The organism is Nitrospira sp. KM1 (genome assembly GCF_011405515.1).
Lineage (GTDB): Bacteria > Nitrospirota > Nitrospiria > Nitrospirales > Nitrospiraceae > Nitrospira_C.
This window is the reverse complement of record NZ_AP022671.1, coordinates 552,995-570,390: the sequence shown is the minus strand read 5'-3', so window position 1 is coordinate 570,390 and position 17,396 is coordinate 552,995. Positions and strand designations below refer to the sequence as shown.

18 protein-coding genes are annotated in these 17,396 nt (G+C 52.9%); 8 read left to right on the top strand and 10 right to left on the bottom strand.

The genetic code is table 11. The features are described from left to right. Positions 1–9 precede the first annotated feature (9 nt). From W02_RS02630 to W02_RS02615, 4 genes are all read right to left on the bottom strand, one after another. A complete protein-coding gene (locus W02_RS02630) occupies positions 10–702 on the bottom strand; it encodes an SPOR domain-containing protein (RefSeq protein ID WP_173044532.1) in 693 nt (230 codons plus the stop codon). Beyond that, positions 689–1,099, bottom strand: coding sequence for a hypothetical protein (locus W02_RS02625; RefSeq protein WP_173044530.1), 411 nt, complete (start codon positions 1,097–1,099; stop codon positions 689–691). Before W02_RS02625 ends, W02_RS02630 begins: the two co-directional genes overlap by 14 nt. A gap of 170 nt (positions 1,100–1,269) precedes the next feature. After that, positions 1,270–4,815 carry a vitamin B12-dependent ribonucleotide reductase gene (locus tag W02_RS02620; RefSeq protein ID WP_173044528.1) on the bottom strand — a complete coding sequence of 1,182 codons (3,546 nt, stop codon included), beginning with the start codon at positions 4,813–4,815 and terminating at the stop codon, positions 1,270–1,272. A gap of 272 nt (positions 4,816–5,087) precedes the next feature. After that, positions 5,088–5,462, bottom strand: coding sequence for a DUF4359 domain-containing protein (locus tag W02_RS02615; RefSeq protein ID WP_173044525.1), 375 nt, complete (start codon positions 5,460–5,462; stop codon positions 5,088–5,090). A gap of 156 nt (positions 5,463–5,618) precedes the next feature. Here W02_RS02615 and W02_RS02610 point away from each other — a divergent pair, with 156 nt between their 5' ends. Next, positions 5,619–5,915: a hypothetical protein gene (locus W02_RS02610; protein ID WP_173044523.1), complete on the top strand. Its 297-nt coding sequence runs from the start codon at positions 5,619–5,621 to the stop codon at positions 5,913–5,915. Here W02_RS02610 and W02_RS02605 read toward each other — a convergent pair. Next, a complete protein-coding gene (locus W02_RS02605; protein ID WP_173044521.1) occupies positions 5,910–7,175 on the bottom strand; it encodes an MFS transporter in 1,266 nt (421 codons plus the stop codon). The two genes, W02_RS02610 and W02_RS02605, sit on opposite strands and share 6 nt — an antisense overlap. Positions 7,176–7,296: 121 nt before the next feature. Further along, the gene (locus tag W02_RS02600) at positions 7,297–7,710 is read right to left on the bottom strand and encodes a hypothetical protein (RefSeq protein WP_197742120.1); all 414 of its coding nucleotides are present in this window, start codon (positions 7,708–7,710) and stop codon (positions 7,297–7,299) included. A gap of 150 nt (positions 7,711–7,860) precedes the next feature. Between W02_RS02600 and mtaB the strand changes: the two genes are divergently transcribed. The 3 genes from mtaB (at position 7,861) to W02_RS02585 (ending at position 12,062) form a co-directional block, all read left to right on the top strand. Next, a complete protein-coding gene (gene mtaB, locus W02_RS02595; RefSeq protein WP_173044519.1) occupies positions 7,861–9,195 on the top strand; it encodes a tRNA (N(6)-L-threonylcarbamoyladenosine(37)-C(2))-methylthiotransferase MtaB in 1,335 nt (444 codons plus the stop codon). Beyond that, positions 9,183–10,550 (top strand): tRNA (N6-isopentenyl adenosine(37)-C2)-methylthiotransferase MiaB, encoded by a 1,368-nt coding sequence (gene miaB, locus W02_RS02590; RefSeq protein WP_370467971.1) that lies wholly within the window; start codon positions 9,183–9,185, stop codon positions 10,548–10,550. The genes mtaB and miaB overlap by 13 nt, the downstream gene beginning before the upstream one ends. A 585-nt stretch (positions 10,551–11,135) precedes the next feature. Then, on the top strand, positions 11,136–12,062 hold the full coding sequence (locus W02_RS02585) for a hypothetical protein (RefSeq protein ID WP_173044515.1): 927 nt from the start codon (positions 11,136–11,138) through the stop codon (positions 12,060–12,062). Here W02_RS02585 and W02_RS02580 read toward each other — a convergent pair. From W02_RS02580 to W02_RS02570, 3 genes are read right to left on the bottom strand one after another with little or no spacing between them, the layout of a single operon-like run. After that, positions 12,059–12,781, bottom strand: a complete 723-nt coding sequence (locus tag W02_RS02580) for a 3'-5' exonuclease (protein WP_173044513.1) — start codon at positions 12,779–12,781, stop codon at positions 12,059–12,061. The two genes, W02_RS02585 and W02_RS02580, sit on opposite strands and share 4 nt — an antisense overlap. Then, on the bottom strand, positions 12,778–13,182 hold the full coding sequence (locus W02_RS02575) for a (deoxy)nucleoside triphosphate pyrophosphohydrolase (RefSeq protein ID WP_173044511.1): 405 nt from the start codon (positions 13,180–13,182) through the stop codon (positions 12,778–12,780). The genes W02_RS02580 and W02_RS02575 overlap by 4 nt, the downstream gene beginning before the upstream one ends. A gap of 1 nt (position 13,183) precedes the next feature. Further along, complete coding sequence (locus tag W02_RS02570; protein ID WP_173044509.1) at positions 13,184–13,912, bottom strand: A/G-specific adenine glycosylase; 729 nt, start codon at positions 13,910–13,912, stop codon at positions 13,184–13,186. An 827-nt stretch (positions 13,913–14,739) separates the two neighbouring features. Between W02_RS02570 and W02_RS02565 the strand changes: the two genes are divergently transcribed. Genes W02_RS02565 through W02_RS21955 form a run of 3 tightly spaced genes read left to right on the top strand, consistent with a single transcriptional unit; the run spans position 14,740 to position 15,615 of the window. Next, the gene (locus W02_RS02565; protein WP_173044507.1) at positions 14,740–15,066 is read left to right on the top strand and encodes a PilZ domain-containing protein; all 327 of its coding nucleotides are present in this window, start codon (positions 14,740–14,742) and stop codon (positions 15,064–15,066) included. A gap of 54 nt (positions 15,067–15,120) precedes the next feature. Next, positions 15,121–15,324: a hypothetical protein gene (locus W02_RS02560; protein ID WP_173044505.1), complete on the top strand. Its 204-nt coding sequence runs from the start codon at positions 15,121–15,123 to the stop codon at positions 15,322–15,324. A 3-nt stretch (positions 15,325–15,327) separates the two neighbouring features. Continuing rightward, positions 15,328–15,615: a type II toxin-antitoxin system RelE/ParE family toxin gene (locus W02_RS21955; protein WP_370467956.1), complete on the top strand. Its 288-nt coding sequence runs from the start codon at positions 15,328–15,330 to the stop codon at positions 15,613–15,615. Here W02_RS21955 and W02_RS02550 read toward each other — a convergent pair. After that, complete coding sequence (locus tag W02_RS02550) at positions 15,610–16,152, bottom strand: NUDIX hydrolase (RefSeq protein WP_173044501.1); 543 nt, start codon at positions 16,150–16,152, stop codon at positions 15,610–15,612. The genes W02_RS21955 and W02_RS02550 overlap by 6 nt on opposite strands. 133 nt (positions 16,153–16,285) lie before the next feature. Here W02_RS02550 and W02_RS02545 point away from each other — a divergent pair, with 133 nt between their 5' ends. Then, entirely contained in the window at positions 16,286–17,395 is a 1,110-nt protein-coding gene (locus tag W02_RS02545; protein ID WP_232068625.1) for a class I SAM-dependent RNA methyltransferase, read from the top strand. Position 17,396: the final 1 nt, after the last annotated feature.

Genomic DNA, 17,396 nt, shown 5'->3' with positions numbered 1-17,396 from the left:
AATTCGGTACTAGCCGTCGTCTCGGAAGATAAATGACTGAGTCCCCAGTTCCGATTCGAGTTTGGAGGCCGCCGCTTCTGCTTGCTGCTCACTCCTGAACTCTCCTACCTGCACTCTAAAGCGGCGTCCTTCAGTCAATTCAACAGCTTGTATACGTCCTGGAAAATAGATTCTCCTGGCACGTTCCAATAGGATTAGAGCGTTATTTTGATCGGCAAATGCCCCGATTTGCACCCGTAGCGCCCCCATATGGTCGGCACGTCCCTTAAATCCGATGACGCGAAGTTCCACCTGGGCCGTGCCGCTCCCGACCATTCCTAACGCTTGGGCGCCGGCCAACGAGAGGTCCAGGATGCGGCCTCTGGCGAATGGTCCTCGATCGTTGATCCGAACAGTAATCTGCCGGTCGGTGGCGGGAGAACGTACTATGGCAATTGATCCCAACGGCAAAGTCCTATGGGCAGCCGTCAACTGATGCATGTCGTAAACCTCTCCGTTGGCCGTCTTATTTCCGTGAAAGCCAGGTCCGTACCATGAGGCGACGCCACGTTCGACATATCCGATGGGATATCCTGGAAAATATGTTGGTTTTGGAGCAGGACTGGTACAGGAGGCGGTCAGGATACAGAGCAGAAGCAGGCATAGCGAACGAAACCGGTAATTAATAAGAAAGGCACCGTCGGAGGCATCAAAATGCGTCAAGCGATTGGCCCCGCAACACCGACAGTGCTTTCTCCGTATTCGAGACCGTTAACACGACGATTGCCCTCTTGCCTTCTCTGGATGGCGTACAATACCCGCAACGAATATTGATACGAGCTTGGGTCAACAGATCGGCGACTTTATTCAAAGCCCCCGGTTTGTTCTCCAGGCTCAAGAGAAGTGCGATTTCTTCCGTGAATTTAATTTTTGCCGCCTTGAGAGCGGTGCGGGCTCCTTCAATATCCGCGACAAGAAGTCTGAGCTTCCCTGTGCCAGTGACCTCCGGAGCTGAGAATGACTTTATATTGACGCCGGCCGAACCGAGAACGGCTGCGACTTGAGCAATAGCGCCGGGTTTACTCTGTCCGCTAATAACCAGCTGGGTGGTAGTAGGCATAAGGGTGTCTCCGTGACATCGATGGTTTGGGCAGCTGTACAGAAACGGGCATAGTAGACGACAGTTCTCGTTCCAAGGATGTGTGAAGAGTGGCCTGTGATGAGAAGTATTTGGTCGTCACGGGTAGATCGATCCCCTGATGGGAGAGTTCATGGGCAGGCTCCATAAAATTAAGAGCACCCGCTCGTCGCTCCGCAGCCCATGCATTTGAGGCACGTACCGTTTCTCACGAGCTTAAATTCGTTGCAACCTTGACACGGATCTCCCTCGTATCCCTGCAATCTGGCGATCTTGACGGCTTCCGTCGTGTACGTGATGGTTTCTCGCTTCAATTCAAGTTTGTGCGCGACGTTACCGGTGCCATTGACGTGTCCGTTTCCTCCATGACGTGAAGGCGTCATCCCGTGACGGGACGGAAAGACATCAGTATTGATTGAAGATGCGAGAGTCTGAGGGTCCGCCTCTTCATCTGAGCACTCCGGGTCCTGCTCGTCCTTTTTCATCGAATCCATACGGAGATCTTCTTCTCTTACCTGAGCGAGGTCGTATCGATCCAGATAGGTGATGGCCAGCTCTCGGAAAATATAGTCGATGATCGACGTTGACATTTTGATGCGGTCATTCAGTTTGACCGGTCCGTTGGGCTCGAATCGTGTGAAGACGAATGCCTCGACGAATTCCTCTAATGGCACGCCGTGCTGTAATCCTAACGAGATGGCGATGGCAAAACAATTCATCAAGCTGCGGAAGGCCGCCCCTTCTTTGTGCATGTCGAGAAAAATCTCTCCGACCGTACCGTCTTCATATTCACCGGTCCGGAGATACAATTTATGTCCGCCGATGACGGCCTTTTGCGTATAGCCGTTTCGTCTGGTCGGAAGCGGACGGCGTTTAGCGAGATAACGCACCAGGACGCGCTCGGTAATCTTTTCGGCGATTGCGAGCACTTCAGTCGGTGTTTCCAGAGCTTTGCCGGTATCGGTCGATGCCGACAAGGGCTGGCTCAGCTTGGAACCGTCGCGATACAGTGCGACAGCCTTCACCATGCTCTTCCATGCGAACAGATACGCAGACTTTACATCTTCAAGCGACGCATCTCCCGGCATATTGATGGTTTTGCTGATCGCTCCACTGATAAAAGGTTGAGCGGCAGCCATCATCCGGATATGCGCATCGACCGCGATGTATCTCTGACCGATCCGGCCGCATCGATTGGCGCAGTCGAAGATTGGAAGGTGTTCGGTCTTTAAATGCGGGGCTCCTTCCACTGTCATCGTTCCACAGCAGTAGTCGTTGGCAGCGGCGATTTCTTCCTGTGTAAATCCAAGCGCTTTCAGCATGTTGAAATTTGCTTCAGCCAGCTGCAGGTCCGTCAGTCCAAGCTTTTCTCGGCAGAAGCTCTCGCCGAGAACATACTTGTTGAAAGAGAATTGAATTTCAAAAGCCTGCGCCAGCCCGCTTTCCATCCTGGCCAATGCCGCATCGTCAAATCCCTTCTGCTTCAATGTGTCGTGATTGATGAACGGCGCTCCGCGGAGCGTCTGCCGCCCGACACAATAATTGACGATCTCCTGCACCTGCAATTCGGAGTAACCCAATGATTTCAAAGCCGGCGGCAGGCTTTGATTGATGATCTTGAAGTACCCGCCTCCTGCCAACTTCTTGAACTTCACCAACGCGAAATCGGGTTCAATCCCGGTTGTATCGCAATCCATGACGAGGCCGATGGTCCCGGTGGGTGCGATGACGGTCACCTGAGCATTCCGGTATCCGTATGCCGTCCCTAATTCGAGGGCGCGGTCCCAAGCCCTTCGGGCGGCAATCAATAAATCCGGCGGGCAATGTTCGGCCTGAATGCCCATCGGCCTGATGGTAAGATCTTCGAACTCTTCATCGGGAGCGTGATAGGCCGCGCGTCGATGATTGCGGATCACGCGCAGCATGGATTCACGGTTCTTGGTGAAGCCCGGAAATGGCGAAAGTTCGGCAGCCATCTCGGCCGAGGCACTATAGGCCTCTCCGGTCATAATGGCGGTCAGCGCGCCGCAAATAGCGATGGCCTGGGGAGAATCGTAGGGAATGCCTTGGCGCATCAGAATAGTTCCCAGATTGGCATAGCCTAGTCCGAGCGTACGGAACTGGTAGCTCTTTTCAGCTATGGAACGACTGGGAAACGAAGCCATTAGCACACTGATTTCAAGAACGATGGTCCAGATACGTACTGCATGACGAAAGTGTTCGAGTTCAAATTGGCCGTCTGGAGTAAAAAACTGGGCTAGATTGAGAGAGGCCAGATTGCACGCGGTATCGTCGAGGAACATGTATTCTGAGCAGGGGTTGGAGGCATTGATGCGCCCGTCTTCCGGACAGGTGTGCCACTCATTGATCGTCGTGTCGTATTGTGTGCCGGGGTCTGCACAAATCCAGGCAGCCCAAGCGATGCGGTCCCAGAGATCTCTGGCCTTAATCGATTTGGCGATCTTCCCGTCGATGCGGCGCTTGAGTTGCCAGTCAGCATCGGCTTCCAACGCGGTGAAAAATTCATTCGGGATGCGGACGCTGTTATTGGAGTTTTGTCCCGAGACCGTTTGGTATGCCTTCCCATCCCAATTGGTATCGTATTCATGGAAGACGAAATGTGTGAACCCTTGCTGTGCATAGGAAAACATGCGTTGGATGTACGCCTCTGGGACGGTATCCCGGCGTGCGGCAATCAACGCCTCCTTCAGAATGGAATTCAACTTCGGATCGACTTCAATCTTCGGAGTTCCGTGGGAGTCGACCACGTGGCAGGCTTTGAGAACCGCATTGAGACGTTGGGCGCAGATCTTTGATCCAGTCACCATGGCGGCAACCTTCTGTTCCTCGATTACCTTCCAATCGATGAATTCCTCGATATCGGGGTGATCCAGGTCGAGGCAGACCATCTTTGCGGCGCGCCTCGTCGTGCCTCCGGACTTGATGGCTCCAGCGGCGCGGTCACCAATTCGGAGAAACGACATCAAACCCGACGAGCGTCCTCCTCCTGACAGCGCTTCGCCATCGCCACGCAACTTTGAAAAATTCGTTCCCGTTCCTGACCCATATTTGAACAACCGCGCCTCTCGCACCCAAAGATCCATGATGCCGTTTTCATTCACCAGATCGTCTTCAATGGACTGAATGAAACAGGCGTGAGGCTGCGGATGCTCGAAGGCATTCGCAGCTTTCACGACCTCGCGTGTCTTGGGATCTACGTAGTAATGACCTTGGGCGGGGCCGGACAATCCGTAGGCGTAATGCAGTCCCGTGTTAAACCATTGAGGCGAATTTGGCGCAGCCATTTGGTAGGCCAACATGTAGCAAAGTTCATCGTGGAACGCGCTGCTGTCTTCGACTGACTTAAAATATCCGTACGCTTTCCCCCAGTGTGTCCAGCATCCCGCAAGTCGTTCGAACACCTGACGAGCATCCTGTTCTCCTCCCCGTACGGGATTGCCATCTTCCCCGATAAGCGGAAGCCCCCGCTCGTCGTGTTGAGGTACACCGGCTTTGCGGAAATACTTTTGAGCGAGAATATCGATCGCCAATTGCGACCAGGACTCCGGGATGTCGATTTGATCGAGCTTGAAAACGGTCGAGCCGTCGGGGTTACGGATTTCCGACGAACGTTTCACGAACTTCAGGCCTTCGTAGGGACTTTGTCCGGAACGTGTAAATCGCCGTTCTATTCTCACGGTCTCTCCTCCGGGTTAGGCTGTCAGGACTGACAGAATATCATTCATGCAGGGGATCCAGGCAGTGGAGGTGACTACATATAGCCATTGGTTTGAATTGTCAATACTAAATATTGTGGTTATCTGTGGAAACAGAGGAAATTCTGTGGATAGTCGCTGATGCTTGTCTGATGCCGGTTCTGCTCAAAATATGTGTGGTTATCCACAGATCCAATGCCTCGTAATTTACGTGTTAACTCTCTGAGACAATTTGGCACATGGAAGAAAAATTTCTAGAATGCCAATCGCCCCAATCGAACGGCTGCTTCGTCAAGACCTCGCAATGGAATAAACATTCCACCGATACCCAATATTTCAATATGCTGGTCAAAAACATTTGTCTCAAATAGGCTTGCCAGTCCCCAGTTCCTTCTGACGGTATTGGGACCAAGCACGCTGACAACCAGTTCGTGACTATGCCTCTGAAAGATTGATCGGAGCATGGCACGCTCTTGCGATTGATCTTGTTTCCCTGATCGATCCAGCGCCTTGCTTAACTCCCGTTCGACGAAATCGAGGTAGGCCTCGATCGATGGATTCGTCAGGACAAGGGTAATGCACGCTGATAGGACCAGGACAACTAAGACAAGTGGCCAAATCTGCTTCATACTGCCCTCTCCTGCGACGCGCACACTGTCTCCAATTTCGGCCGTATCGGCTGTGTCTTTTGACAAAACAGATAGCGCACGATTAGCCTTGCCAGCGATCCGACTTTTCCGACTTTCAGCCAACTCGCTGACCGCATCAATGCAGGAGGAATTGACATGTTTGTGTGGAGCAAATGTCTAGCGGGGATTCTGCTTGGAGGCTTCATTCTGATGATCGGAGTTTTTCTCTTCACTGGAGCATCCGATCAAGCAAGCGGGTTAAAAATTCATACTACAAGGTGGATGGCGTTGAATCATATTGGACTCATTATTTGGGTGTTTATCTGGATGATCGATCAAGCGCGGATGCGAGCAAAGAATGTCTGGGTCTGGCTTATCCCCTTCGTCCTCGCGCCGCTTCCCACTCTCATGCTGTACGTGCTGTATCTTCAACGGCGCATCATTCCACTATAACAATGCCGACTCCGGAATTGATGCCTCCGCCGAGCTATGAGCCAAACGCTTTCTCAATACCCACACAAGCCACACTCCCGGCAGAGCGATGAGGAACGATATGAAAAAAAACTGCGCCCATCCGAGGGCCGCGACGAGTTCGGCCGAAGGACGGCCGGCGAATACCCTCCCCATCGCCTCAACCGAAGAGAGAATCGCAAACTGTGTTGCAGTATAGCGGTGGTCACATAACGACATCACTAATGCAACAAATGCCGCTGTACCCATTCCGCCCGTCAGATTCTCCACCATCACCGATGCCGTCAACAGCGAATAGCTTTTCCCCGCCCATGCCAGCGCTGTAAAACACAGATTGGATAGAGCCTGGAACAGTCCGAACAGGAAGAGCGAACGGACAAGGCCCAGGCTGGCCATAGCCATGCCTCCCCCCAATGCTCCAATCAATGTGGCAAATATTCCTATAGCTTTTACATATCCGACGTCACTGGCAGAAAATCCCAGCCCTCCGATGAAAAAGGCGGTCTGGAGCGACGCGGCGACCGCGTCCCCAAGTTTGTACAGTAAAATCAGAGCCAAAATTCCAGCCATGCCGGGACGAAAAAATAACTCGGTCAACGGCTTGGTGACAGCCTCAGTCAGCGATGAGGGAGCCATGTGGTGTTTGGGAGGCTCTGGAGCAAGAACAATGGTGAGTATACCCGTTGCCATCAATGCAGCCAGTACGAGATAGGTGTTTCGCCAGCCAATGTGGTCGGCCAAAATTAGCGCGCCGGAACTTGCCACCAACATGGCAAAGCGGTATCCATTGACCCACACAGCCGCGCCGAATCCTCTCTCCGCCGGCGCGAGTACGTCGGTTCGATAGGCATCGAATACGATATCGAGCGATGCCGAGAGAAATGCAACCGTCAAAGCCGCTATCCCTAAAACGTCAGGTGTGGGGCCGGGCCCGATTAAGCCCATGCAGGCAAGGCCGGCGGCCGTGCCCGCCTGTGCCACGAGCATCCATCCACGCCTCCGACCCAGCCAGGGAGGCACCAGGTGATCCATCAATGGCGCCCAGAGGAATTTGAACGTGTATGGAATTCCTACGAGAGTAAAAAAACCGATCGTCTTGAGATCGAGGCCTGCCACAGTCAGCCAGGCTTGGAGGGTACCCGATGTCAGTGCCAGCGGAAGCCCGGAGGCGAACCCCAGGGGAAGCATGATCGCGATGCGTGTGTTAGCAAGAGTGCGTGTGAGCGATCTGCCGCTGCTCATAATATGATGATTCCACGACGATCCCTCGACAATACCATCCAGGGGGGCGACACCCTTAGCAGTTTCATGAATTCAGTCGAATGGAAGTCTGCCGGGCGACAAGAAAGATGCTGGGAAGGGATTAGCAAGGCTGGCTATTGAACGTGCAGGGCTTGTAGCGGGAAATATCGAAATCGACGTTCTCTTGGTAAATGTGTTCGTTCCCGTTCACGCCGTCCTGCTCGGGGTCATTCCACATCGTATGATTCCACCAGTAGAACAAAGGAAAGTCCTCGGTTTGATAAATGGGATTTCCGTAATTGCTGCGAGAATATTCGTGAACGAGCCGCCCAGTGACGTAATCGACCTGTCCAGTTCCGCTGAGCGAATACAGCATCAAGAAGAGCCTGGATTCATGGTCATAAAGCTCTTCGATTCTGGTGCCGACTTCAGGCTCTTGCGGCAAAGATTCTTTAGAAATCCCGTTGACTGCGGAGAACAGCAATGCGCCGCATAGAACTATGGCGGCTGTGAGTCGTGGTCGTGGTGCGGTCATGATCTAAGTTCAGGCCAAACCGAAACTACGAAGGGGGATTTGAGGATGCTATCACGCTGCTTGCGCGTCTTCAACCGGCCAACGTCCATCTCGCACTCTGCTGTTGCTCTTGCTGAGCTTTGGAATACATCTTTATAATACCGCTGAGTGATGAAACGCGCCTCTCTTCACACATTAGGATGTCGCCTTAACCAGGCTGAATCGATGGTCCTGACTTCCCGTCTCCGCCGAGACGGGTACGAGGTTGTGGACTTCGGACATCCGGTGGATCTTCTCATTATCAATACATGCTCAGTAACGGAGGATGCAGAGCGGACGTGTCGTTATGCAATTCGCAAGACGTTACGACATTCCCCGCATGCCTTTGTGGCAGTCACCGGCTGTTATGCACAAACCGGCGTTCGTGAACTGGCTGCCATTCCGGGCATAGATCTCGTCATCGGAAATCAATACAAATGGGATGTACCGAATCTGCTTCCACCCCCGGACACGTTAAAAAAATTGCCGAAAGCCCGCGTCTTGCATACCAAGACACTCGGTCGTGAAGATTTCATCATGCCGTTCTATGGAGAGCCGTCGACGACCAGAGCATTGGTCAAAATTCAGGATGGCTGTAACGTCATGTGCAGTTTTTGCATCATTCCGTTTGCCAGAGGGCATGAGCGCAGCCGGGTGTTAGAAGACGTGTATCAGGAGGCTGAAATTCTGGCGAAAGGGGGCTTCCGGGAAATCGTTTTGACCGGTGTGAATCTTGGACAGTATAGTCATGACGGTCGCGATTTTCTTCAGCTCATTGATCGACTCGAGTCGATCCCGCAATTGGAACGGATTAGAATCTCGTCCATCGAGCCGGCGACGATCACGAAAGCTCTGATAGATCGGATCGCCGCCTCAACCAAGGTGTGTCCGTACCTGCACGTTCCTTTGCAAAGCGGCGACGACAGCATATTGTCCGCCATGAATCGGCCGTACCGGCTCAAAGAATTCACTGCACTTGTCGAGTACGCATGTTCAACCATCCCCGGATTGGGACTCGGAACGGATTTAATGGTCGGATTTCCTGGAGAGAGCGAGGCGGCATTTCTTAACACGTATCATGTTGCCGAGACCCTGCCCTTCTCTTACTTTCATGTCTTTCCGTATTCCTCGCGCCCCGGTACGGCTGCGGTGAAATTGCCCGGCCAGGTCAGCCCGGTTGTATCGAGTGAGCGCGTCAGGGCTCTGACTGCTCTATCCAATCGCAAGCGAGCACAGTTTGTTCAACACCATATCGGCAGGACCGTCTCGGTTCTCTTTGAGTCCGGTGAGCGGGATGGGTTCAGAGTGGGAACCGCGCCTAATTTTCTTCATGTGGCTGTCCCCTCGGTCCAAGCGCCGGAGGGTGAGGTGAGACCCGTTCTGGTCTCCGGCACGTCCGACAGATGGGCAGTTGGACAGACCAACCCCGAATCTGAAATGATTCTTTCCGGAGAATCCACGTTATGAGTCAGAAGCCAGCCGTTCCTTTGGTGCATATAGAAACCTTCGGATGTCAGATGAATGAATATGATTCAGAACTGGTTCGTTCGCTTCTGAAGCGCGAAGGGTTTCAGTTCACCGAAGATCGCGAGTGTGCCGATGTCATCCTCATGAATACCTGCGCGATTCGCGAAAATGCCCACAACAAGGTGTTTACCCATCTATCGGATCTGAGATCCGTCAAGAAGCACCGTCCGCTCGTCGTTGGAGTATTGGGATGTATGGCCCAGAATCTCAAGGCGGAATTGCCGGAGAAGGAACCGATTGTCGACGTGCTTGCAGGTCCAGATTCCTACAGGCAGTTGCCACAATTGATTACGAACGCAATGACATTGCAGGAACAAGGGGTTGATCAGAAACGATTGGCTGTCGAATTGTCGGAGTATGAGACCTACGATGATATCGTTCCGGAGAGGAACGACGGTGTCAACGCCTGGATCGCCATTATGCGCGGGTGTGACAATTTTTGTAGTTTTTGCGTTGTGCCCTACACGAGAGGTCGTGAGCGGTCACGTAACCCGAAAGGGATTCTTGAAGAAGCGCGCTTGTGTGCCGAACAAGGATTCAAGCAGGTGACGCTCCTTGGGCAAAATGTGAATTCCTACAGTTATGACACGTGGGATTTTGCACGTCTCTTATTGGAGGTGGCCGATGTGCCGGGACTCGAACGCGTGCGGTTTACCTCTCCGCATCCAAAGGACTTTCCTGTCGACCTATTGAAGGCCGTCTCATCTCATCCAAATATCTGCAAGCACATTCATCTGCCAGTGCAGTCCGGAAACGATCGAGTTTTGGAAATGATGAATCGTACGTACACCTGCTCGGAATATTTAAGTCTGGTCGATCGCATCAGGACGATGAATACACAGATTGCACTGACAACCGACATTATCGCAGGCTTCTGTTCGGAAACCGATGAAGAGTTTTCGGACACAATCCGTCTCGTCGAAACTGTAAGATTCCACTCCGCCTTTATCTTTAAATACTCGGAACGGAAAAATACGATTGCGGCCAGGAAGTACAGAGACGACGTGCCGGAAGCTGTAAAGTCTGAACGGGTTACGGCATTGGTTGATCTGCAGCGTAAGATTTCTTTTGACCGAAATCGTGAATATGTTGGCTCGGTCGTGAATGTATTGGTCGAAGGAAACTCAAAGCGCTCCTCTGATCAGGGGATGGGGAAAACGGACGGCAATATCACTGCGGTGTGGGAAAAGAACGGGACCAGTGTTCGACCGGGAGACATGGTCCCACTCTCGATATACGATTCATCCGCCTCAACGCTCTATGGCATTGCTCAACCTCAACCAAGCTCTCCATAAGCCAGGCCCTGGTCCAAATCGAACGAAACTGCACCAGAAACGACCATCAGATGGTCATTCTTTTTCGATCGAGCGGCAATTTCCTCCAGTAACTCTGGTCTGATAAGACCGATCCTTAGAGATCTTTGATTGGCTGTATCCAGAGGTTTGACTATCGCCAACCCTGCTGACTGTTTCCTCAGGGAACGCGATTAATCAGGTAGTTGTAAGGCATTTTTCGACATCAGCGTCTTGGACGTGGGATACCTGTGACATCTCGAGAACTCGGAATTGCTCTGTTGGATTCTGCGAAGTCCTTCAGAGTGGCCCTCATCAAATGGGGGGCACAGTCTTTGCTAATTCAGCGAGCGAATTCAATTTCTTATACACAAGAACTATGGAGAGCTGACATGCGTCTCGAAGCGGACTCAACCCATACCGCTAAAGCCGAATCAACCTTTACGCTAGAAACCGGTATAGCGATTGGCCTGGTAGGTTGGCTGGCCCTAAGCATGACCCTTATGGGTTTGGGTATTTGGTGATTGCTTCGCTCTTTCGGCGAACCGCCCTTCGACGCTCACGCCTGAGACCTAAAGGAGAACGGTCATGATGTCACTCTTCACCTATCAATTGAAAACCACCACGCTTTTGATTGGATGGGCGGCTATGGGACTGGTCGTTACCGGAGGATGTTCGACTACTGCCAAGGTAGCTCAAAATGCCAAGGGACAGGCTTACTTGGAAGAGGTGACAGACTGGTCGTTCGAGGCGAGCCATCCCTCTGTGATCGATCAAGCCACCATGATGAAGGTCGTGAAAGGGCTGTACAGCGAAGAGAGTCAAATGGAGGCATCCAGAATGTCCGCTGGTGGCAGCAAGCCAATGAGAATTTTCAGCGATGAGGATGCAGAATCTATTGTTCCCCTGCTCACACAAAGTTTAGCGAAAGCGAAGCCCGAGCAGATTGTTGGGTTTCGGCTCTCCTCATCGGCAGGGTCAGGCTATGAACCCGCCGCGGGCAGCCTCTATGTGCAAAAAGGTCTGCTCTACATCACCATATCAAGAGGCGCATTGATCAAAGGATTCATGCCTGAATCCGTTGCTCACACCGAACAGGCGCCATCCTACGCCGCGGCTGGATCCGTTGGTTCGACGATGGTGGTCGTCGACTACCACGCACTGGCCAAGGCACCGAGTGCCTTCATGGTTTTTTCGCAAGCGGAAGGAAAATCCCAGTCTCACATGTCAGTCGCATCCTCTCCTGGTCAAGGAAAGAGTCAGTCGGGTTCCCCGGCTCGCGGCATGTCCGGGTTTAAGGCGATCGAGGATTTGCCCGAGACCAGTCAGAATGACAAGGTCAAAGAGCTCATTGCAAAAAAAGATCTAGAAATCAACATGCTTCGGAAAGAGGCCGATTGGATGAAGCGGGAGTTACGTGACCGCGATGAGGAACTCAAAGCACTGAAAGCGACGAAAGTGTCGGGAAAGCCCGCCCCAAAGAAAAAACAAGCAGAAGTCTATCCATCCCGTTAACAAGTTCCATTGACCTGGACGATCTCCGGTTGGAGAAGGATGATCTCGCGTGAGAGAGGCTGCCGAAAATTCATGCGACAATAGCACGCATACGTGACATAGGTATCCTGAAGGCAATAGAGCGCCAGTTCTTCTCCCCGTCCACCTTCCCACATTCCTGCAACCTGATCGCCACTACCAGATTTGGTCTCCACATTCAGCGCGCGGGCCAAGACATCAAGTTTAACCCATCCTCTTATATCCCAATTACTCCAGACAGCCATGGTGTCGTAGACCGGATCGGTCCGGAATTTTGCCAAATTGATATCCATGCTCGGTTTCACCTGGTTGATGATTGAACGCTTTCGAATGAATGGCAGGTCGAATCCGAGACCATTGTGCGTGATGAATAGTGAAGGCCGACTCTGCGCCAGTCTAGCCCAAAATTGGCGCAGGAGCTCTCGTTCGTCATTCCCCACCCACGCGGCCGCTCCGCGCGGTTCAAGCTGATCTGAAAACTCCAGCATTCCGATACACACGATGGTGCTGAACGTTCCATCGAATGCGGATTTGGCATACTGTTCATCTTCGGCACGGCGTTTCTCTTCTGCGGCGCCGGCAGAGAAAAGATCGAATCGCTCTTCTGCCGATTCAGTAGGTTCGCAACCCGGTTTCCCGAGCAATCTCTCCCATTCATTCCTCGGAATCTGAACGGTTTCAATGTCCAGGACGACTTTCATATTCGTATTCCCGGATCGTTCTGTAGCAGCGCGTCCACGATGGTTTGGTCTGCTGGAGGAAATGACAGGTGTTTCATCTCATGGGGATAGACCCAACGAATTTCTGAACTACCGAGGGCGACAGCTGTTCCCTCTTGTATTGTGCAGCGAAAAAAATGCAGTTCCACCGTCTTGTCCGGATACGCATGCCGAACGATCCGGAACGAAACAGGAAGATCAATTCGCACGTTCAGCTCTTCATGCAATTCCCGCCTCAGACATTCTTCGAAACTTTCCCCTGCTTCTCGTTTCCCACCAGGGAATTCCCAGAATCCTGCGAGATGGACGCCTGGCGCTCGCTTCGCCACCAGATATCGCCCATGATCTTCGATCAGACCGGCAGCCACTTCTATCACGTTCATGCTAATCTGTTTTGCCGGATCCGAATGGATACGTCCTGCATATTGGTCTCATGGGACAGCGTCGACAGGAAGGATTTCTTGCCGTACAACAGGTGGCGCCAAAATCCATGAGTGCTTGGTTAAAATCGTAGCCTTTTCCTTTCGGAATCAAGGATTCGGACAAAGCCCACAGTGCGGCCTTCGAGTTCTTCGGTTCGCCTTTGGCGATGAACACCCGATGAAGAACACGAATCACATTGGTATCCAGTATCGGTGCGTCTTCGTTGAAGGCGAACGACCGAATGGCACCCGCGGTATACCGCCCGATTCCCTTAAATGAAAGGAGTTCATCCGCTTCCTTAGGAAGCTGTCCTCCGTACCGTTCAACCGTTTCGCAGGCAATGCTGTGTAACCGCACCGGCCTGATGTTATAGCCAAGCGGATACCAAGTTTTTTTGACGTCCTGTACAGCCGCCTTTGCCAGATCCTTCAACGATGGGTAGCGAGTAACAAATTCGTGATATTTGGGGACGACGCGATCGACTTGAGTTTGCTGTAGCATCACTTCTGAAATGAGGATGTGGTAAGGATTGGTCGTCCGTCGCCAAGGCAGGTCTCTTCCATGCTTTGCATACCAGGAGAGCAGCCGCCGCTGAAATCGATGTTTCAATCGACGGGGAACCGTGGAGGGCTTGGAAGCCCTGACAGGCGCACGGGATTCTGGAATGGATGACGTTTTTTCGGGTTTCATTGCATATCTCTCGGGGCCGCATTCTATGAGGCTCCCCTCACAAAATCAACGAGAGGAATTGGCGGCAGGCGTCGAGATGGTGTGCGGGAAGGCATCTGTAACAGGACACGCCCAGATGGTATGCTGAAAGCATAAATTGCGTACGAGGAAGATGACCTCATGAACGGTCAAAGCTTCACAACAGTGGTTGTCCGAAAAGTTTCGTACCTTTTCGTCATATCCCTCTTCATCGGGATCGCGGCAATTCTCTCGACTCCTCTCTTGGCTCACGCCGCCTCGCCAGTTCCGTGGGAATGCTCGAATTATAGCGAGGAAGCCCAAACACGTTGTTTGAACGCATTCATCGAACATCAACGTGAGCGGATTGGGAAGTTAGAAGGACAGGTGCAGGCACAGCAGGAGGCCATGAATCAACTAAAGAGCCAAATGGATCGACAGGCTGCGACTGCAGCAACTATGCAAAAACAATCTGTCTCCCCACCCTATTCTTTAGCTCCTGCAGTTGTTCCTCCCCCCTACGCGTACAGCTATGTGTACCCCCCGACCATAGGCTTTGGGCTCTATTTGGGCCGGCCGAGAATTTATGGGCCTCCCTATTATTACCATCCGTATTGGGGTCCCAGGTTCTATGGACATTGGGGGCGTGGTTGGTGACCGGCTGGGATCGAGACACGTACGTCAATGACAGTCTTCCAGACACAGTGGGTGGGGTTCGCCCCCGGTTTGACTGAGAATTCTTGACAATACAACCGGTGAATACTAGCCTCTCATCAAGTCACCCTCCGCGCTTTTCACCTTTCGATCAACGGAAGCCGCCCAAACCGAGTATGGTCACAAGGAAGTTCAAGCGATTTGCCGTCGCCATGAGCAGTACGGTGATTCACAAGGACCAGTTCAAACATCAAGGGTCGGTGCGAGACCTGTCGGCAAAAGGCTGTCGGATCGAAAGCTTGATTAAACCTTTCACCGGTATGCAAATGAGCCTGCTGCTTCACGTCAGCGGAGCCTCTCAGCCGATTAGAATTGACAATGCTGCCATACGGTGGTGCGGTGCTCACGGGATGGGAATGGAGTTTTTGTCGATTGCGCCCGCCGACTCGGCTCGTCTAGGATTACTGCTGAAGGAACTGGAAGCCCGTCCCATTCCCACGTAAAGCACGTCCTCTCGTATTGCATTTGGTGCATTCGCCCCGTATTCTTGCCCACAGATGGATCTGTCCGCATTAACGCCTGCTCAACTGAAGGAACTGGTACGCGGTCTTGTTGATGATCGCTTGCGGGAATTGATCGGCGATCCCGATCTAGGCCTCTCGCTCGGCGAGACGTTGCGCGCTCGTCTCAAAGTTGCGCTGACGGAGGCAGAACGGCTTTCGGGTGAAGAGGTCGCGGATAGGCTCGGACTTCGCTGGTAGTCTATGGCCTGGTATAGAATGGCGTTCCATCCCTTAATTGTCCAAGATCTACGCGGACTGGACTCTGCCATGGCGCAGCGTTTGTTCGACAAAACGAAGTGGATCGCCTCAAACATTGCCAATTTACGTCACGAAAATGCTGAACCGGGTTTGGCAGGCGTCTTCAAATATGCGGTCAACGATTGGCGGATATTTTATCGGATCGACGAGACCGATGAACTCGTACTCATTGAGGCAATAGTTCCGAGCGAGCAATGTCGTCCACGGTGCGGGGGCTCCTCTCCGTCATGAGACAATCTGATCAGGCACGCTTGCGACGTGAAGCGTGAACGACCCCCGGGCAACATCTTCAACGTAATGCTGCAAGGCTTCGCTGACGACGGTAAACGCGATCTGATCCCAGGGAATGTCGGAAAGACGAAACAGCTGCACCTCAAGACTTTCGATGCCCGCTTCGAATCGTTTTGACAGCATCTTGCCCGCGAATACGATATAGACTTGGCCGATTCGCGGCAAACTCAGCACCGAGTGTAGAGTGGTCAGCACGACATCGGCCCTGGCTTCCTCGACCGTTTCTCGCAACGCAGCCTGTTCGGCGCTTTCGCCGATTTCCATGAAGCCGGCAGGAAACGTCCACAGGCCGGATTTCGGCTCGATTGCGCGGCGGCAGAGGAGGATCTGGTCTTCCCACTGGGGAATGCAGCCGGCGACGATCTTAGGGTTGTGGTAATGAATGACTTGACATGAACCGCAGACAAATCTCAATCGATTGTCGCCCGGCGGGATCTTCTGCGACACGGGTTTGCCGCAGGCGCTGCAGAAATTCATGTTGCATCCGTCCTCAGAATCGATGCCATCGAAGCATTGCCGCCCTCACCCCAAAATGGATAGCATAAATCATCAGTTCTTTGCACCTTGCCCGCGAGGGTTGGAATCACTCCTGGAACAGGAGCTTGGATCATTGGGTGTATCCGAGACCAACAGGGTCGAGGGTGGAGTCGGTTTCCACGCGCCGTGGACGATCATGTATCGAATCAATCTGCATAGCCGCCTTGCCAGTCGGATTCTCTGGAAGGTGGGTTATGCGTCCTACCGCACGGAGCACGACATCTACCGCGCGGCATACGGGCTGTCTTGGCCTGACTGGTTCACACCCGCACAAACTATAAAGGTAAAGGTCAGTGCGCACCGTTGCCCCCTTTCGAGCCTTGATTTTGTCACCCTTCGGATCAAGGACGCCGTGTGTGACAAGTTCGTCGCGGTCCGTGGTAGGCGCCCCACCGTGAATACTCACATGCCGGACATTCGGCTCGATGCATTTCTCGACGAGGAATCGATTACCTTGTACCTGGACACATCAGGTGAGGGACTGTTTAAGCGCGGCCATCGCGCCATGTCGGTGGACGCGCCAATTCGTGAAAATCTGGCGGCAGGGCTTCTACAATTAGCAGGCTGGACGCCGCAGGACACCTTGCTCGATCCCATGTGTGGCAGCGGTACCATTCCACTCGAAGCGGCATTGTTCGCGCGACACATTGCTCCGGGGCTTTCGCGGCGGTTTGCCTTCGAGCGGTTGATTGTGCACGACCACGCGCAGTGGAACCAGGTGCGGTATGCTGCGCGTGCTGCTCAACACTCGAGGATACCTTCGGTCGTCTATGCCTCGGATCATGATGGGGCCGCGATCAGCGTCGCACAGCGTACGTTTCGTAATGCGGGAGTGGAAACTGATATCAGACTCCGACAGAGCGAACTGCTCGACCTCGATGCTCCTGACAAGCAGGGAATCTTGGTAATTAACCCCCCATATGGTGTTCGTTTGCGAAGCCGTGATCAACTCGAAGATTTCTACCCAAAGATGGGAGACTGGCTCAAACAACGCTTTATGGGATGGCGCGCCTATATTCTGACCGCTGATCTTCGCCTGCCCAAATTGATTGGCCTGGCTCCGTCCAAGAGGACCCCGCTGTTCAACGGGTCGCTGGAGTGTCGCTTCTACGAATTCAAGATTGTGGAAGGGCCTATGCGAAAGCAGGCTCGATTGGCACGTGCTACCGCGAAGACGATGTAGT

What these genes read in the sequence shown, in the direction of transcription:
- W02_RS02625 (WP_173044530.1), bottom strand. Translation starts at nt 1,099, where the DNA reads ATGCCTACTACCACCCAGCTGGTTATTAGCGGACAGAGTAAACCCGGC.
- W02_RS02615 (WP_173044525.1), bottom strand. Translation starts at nt 5,462, where the DNA reads ATGAAGCAGATTTGGCCACTTGTCTTAGTTGTCCTGGTCCTATCAGCG.
- W02_RS02610 (WP_173044523.1), top strand. Translation starts at nt 5,619, where the DNA reads ATGTTTGTGTGGAGCAAATGTCTAGCGGGGATTCTGCTTGGAGGCTTC.
- W02_RS02605 (WP_173044521.1), bottom strand. Translation starts at nt 7,175, where the DNA reads ATGAGCAGCGGCAGATCGCTCACACGCACTCTTGCTAACACACGCATC.
- W02_RS02600 (WP_197742120.1), bottom strand. Translation starts at nt 7,710, where the DNA reads ATGACCGCACCACGACCACGACTCACAGCCGCCATAGTTCTATGCGGC.
- mtaB (WP_173044519.1), top strand. Translation starts at nt 7,861, where the DNA reads ATGAAACGCGCCTCTCTTCACACATTAGGATGTCGCCTTAACCAGGCT.
- W02_RS02585 (WP_173044515.1), top strand. Translation starts at nt 11,136, where the DNA reads ATGATGTCACTCTTCACCTATCAATTGAAAACCACCACGCTTTTGATT.
- W02_RS02580 (WP_173044513.1), bottom strand. Translation starts at nt 12,781, where the DNA reads ATGAAAGTCGTCCTGGACATTGAAACCGTTCAGATTCCGAGGAATGAA.
- W02_RS02575 (WP_173044511.1), bottom strand. Translation starts at nt 13,182, where the DNA reads ATGAACGTGATAGAAGTGGCTGCCGGTCTGATCGAAGATCATGGGCGA.
- W02_RS02570 (WP_173044509.1), bottom strand. Translation starts at nt 13,912, where the DNA reads ATGAAACCCGAAAAAACGTCATCCATTCCAGAATCCCGTGCGCCTGTC.
- W02_RS02565 (WP_173044507.1), top strand. Translation starts at nt 14,740, where the DNA reads ATGGTCACAAGGAAGTTCAAGCGATTTGCCGTCGCCATGAGCAGTACG.
- W02_RS02560 (WP_173044505.1), top strand. Translation starts at nt 15,121, where the DNA reads ATGGATCTGTCCGCATTAACGCCTGCTCAACTGAAGGAACTGGTACGC.
- W02_RS21955 (WP_370467956.1), top strand. Translation starts at nt 15,328, where the DNA reads ATGGCCTGGTATAGAATGGCGTTCCATCCCTTAATTGTCCAAGATCTA.
- W02_RS02550 (WP_173044501.1), bottom strand. Translation starts at nt 16,152, where the DNA reads ATGAATTTCTGCAGCGCCTGCGGCAAACCCGTGTCGCAGAAGATCCCG.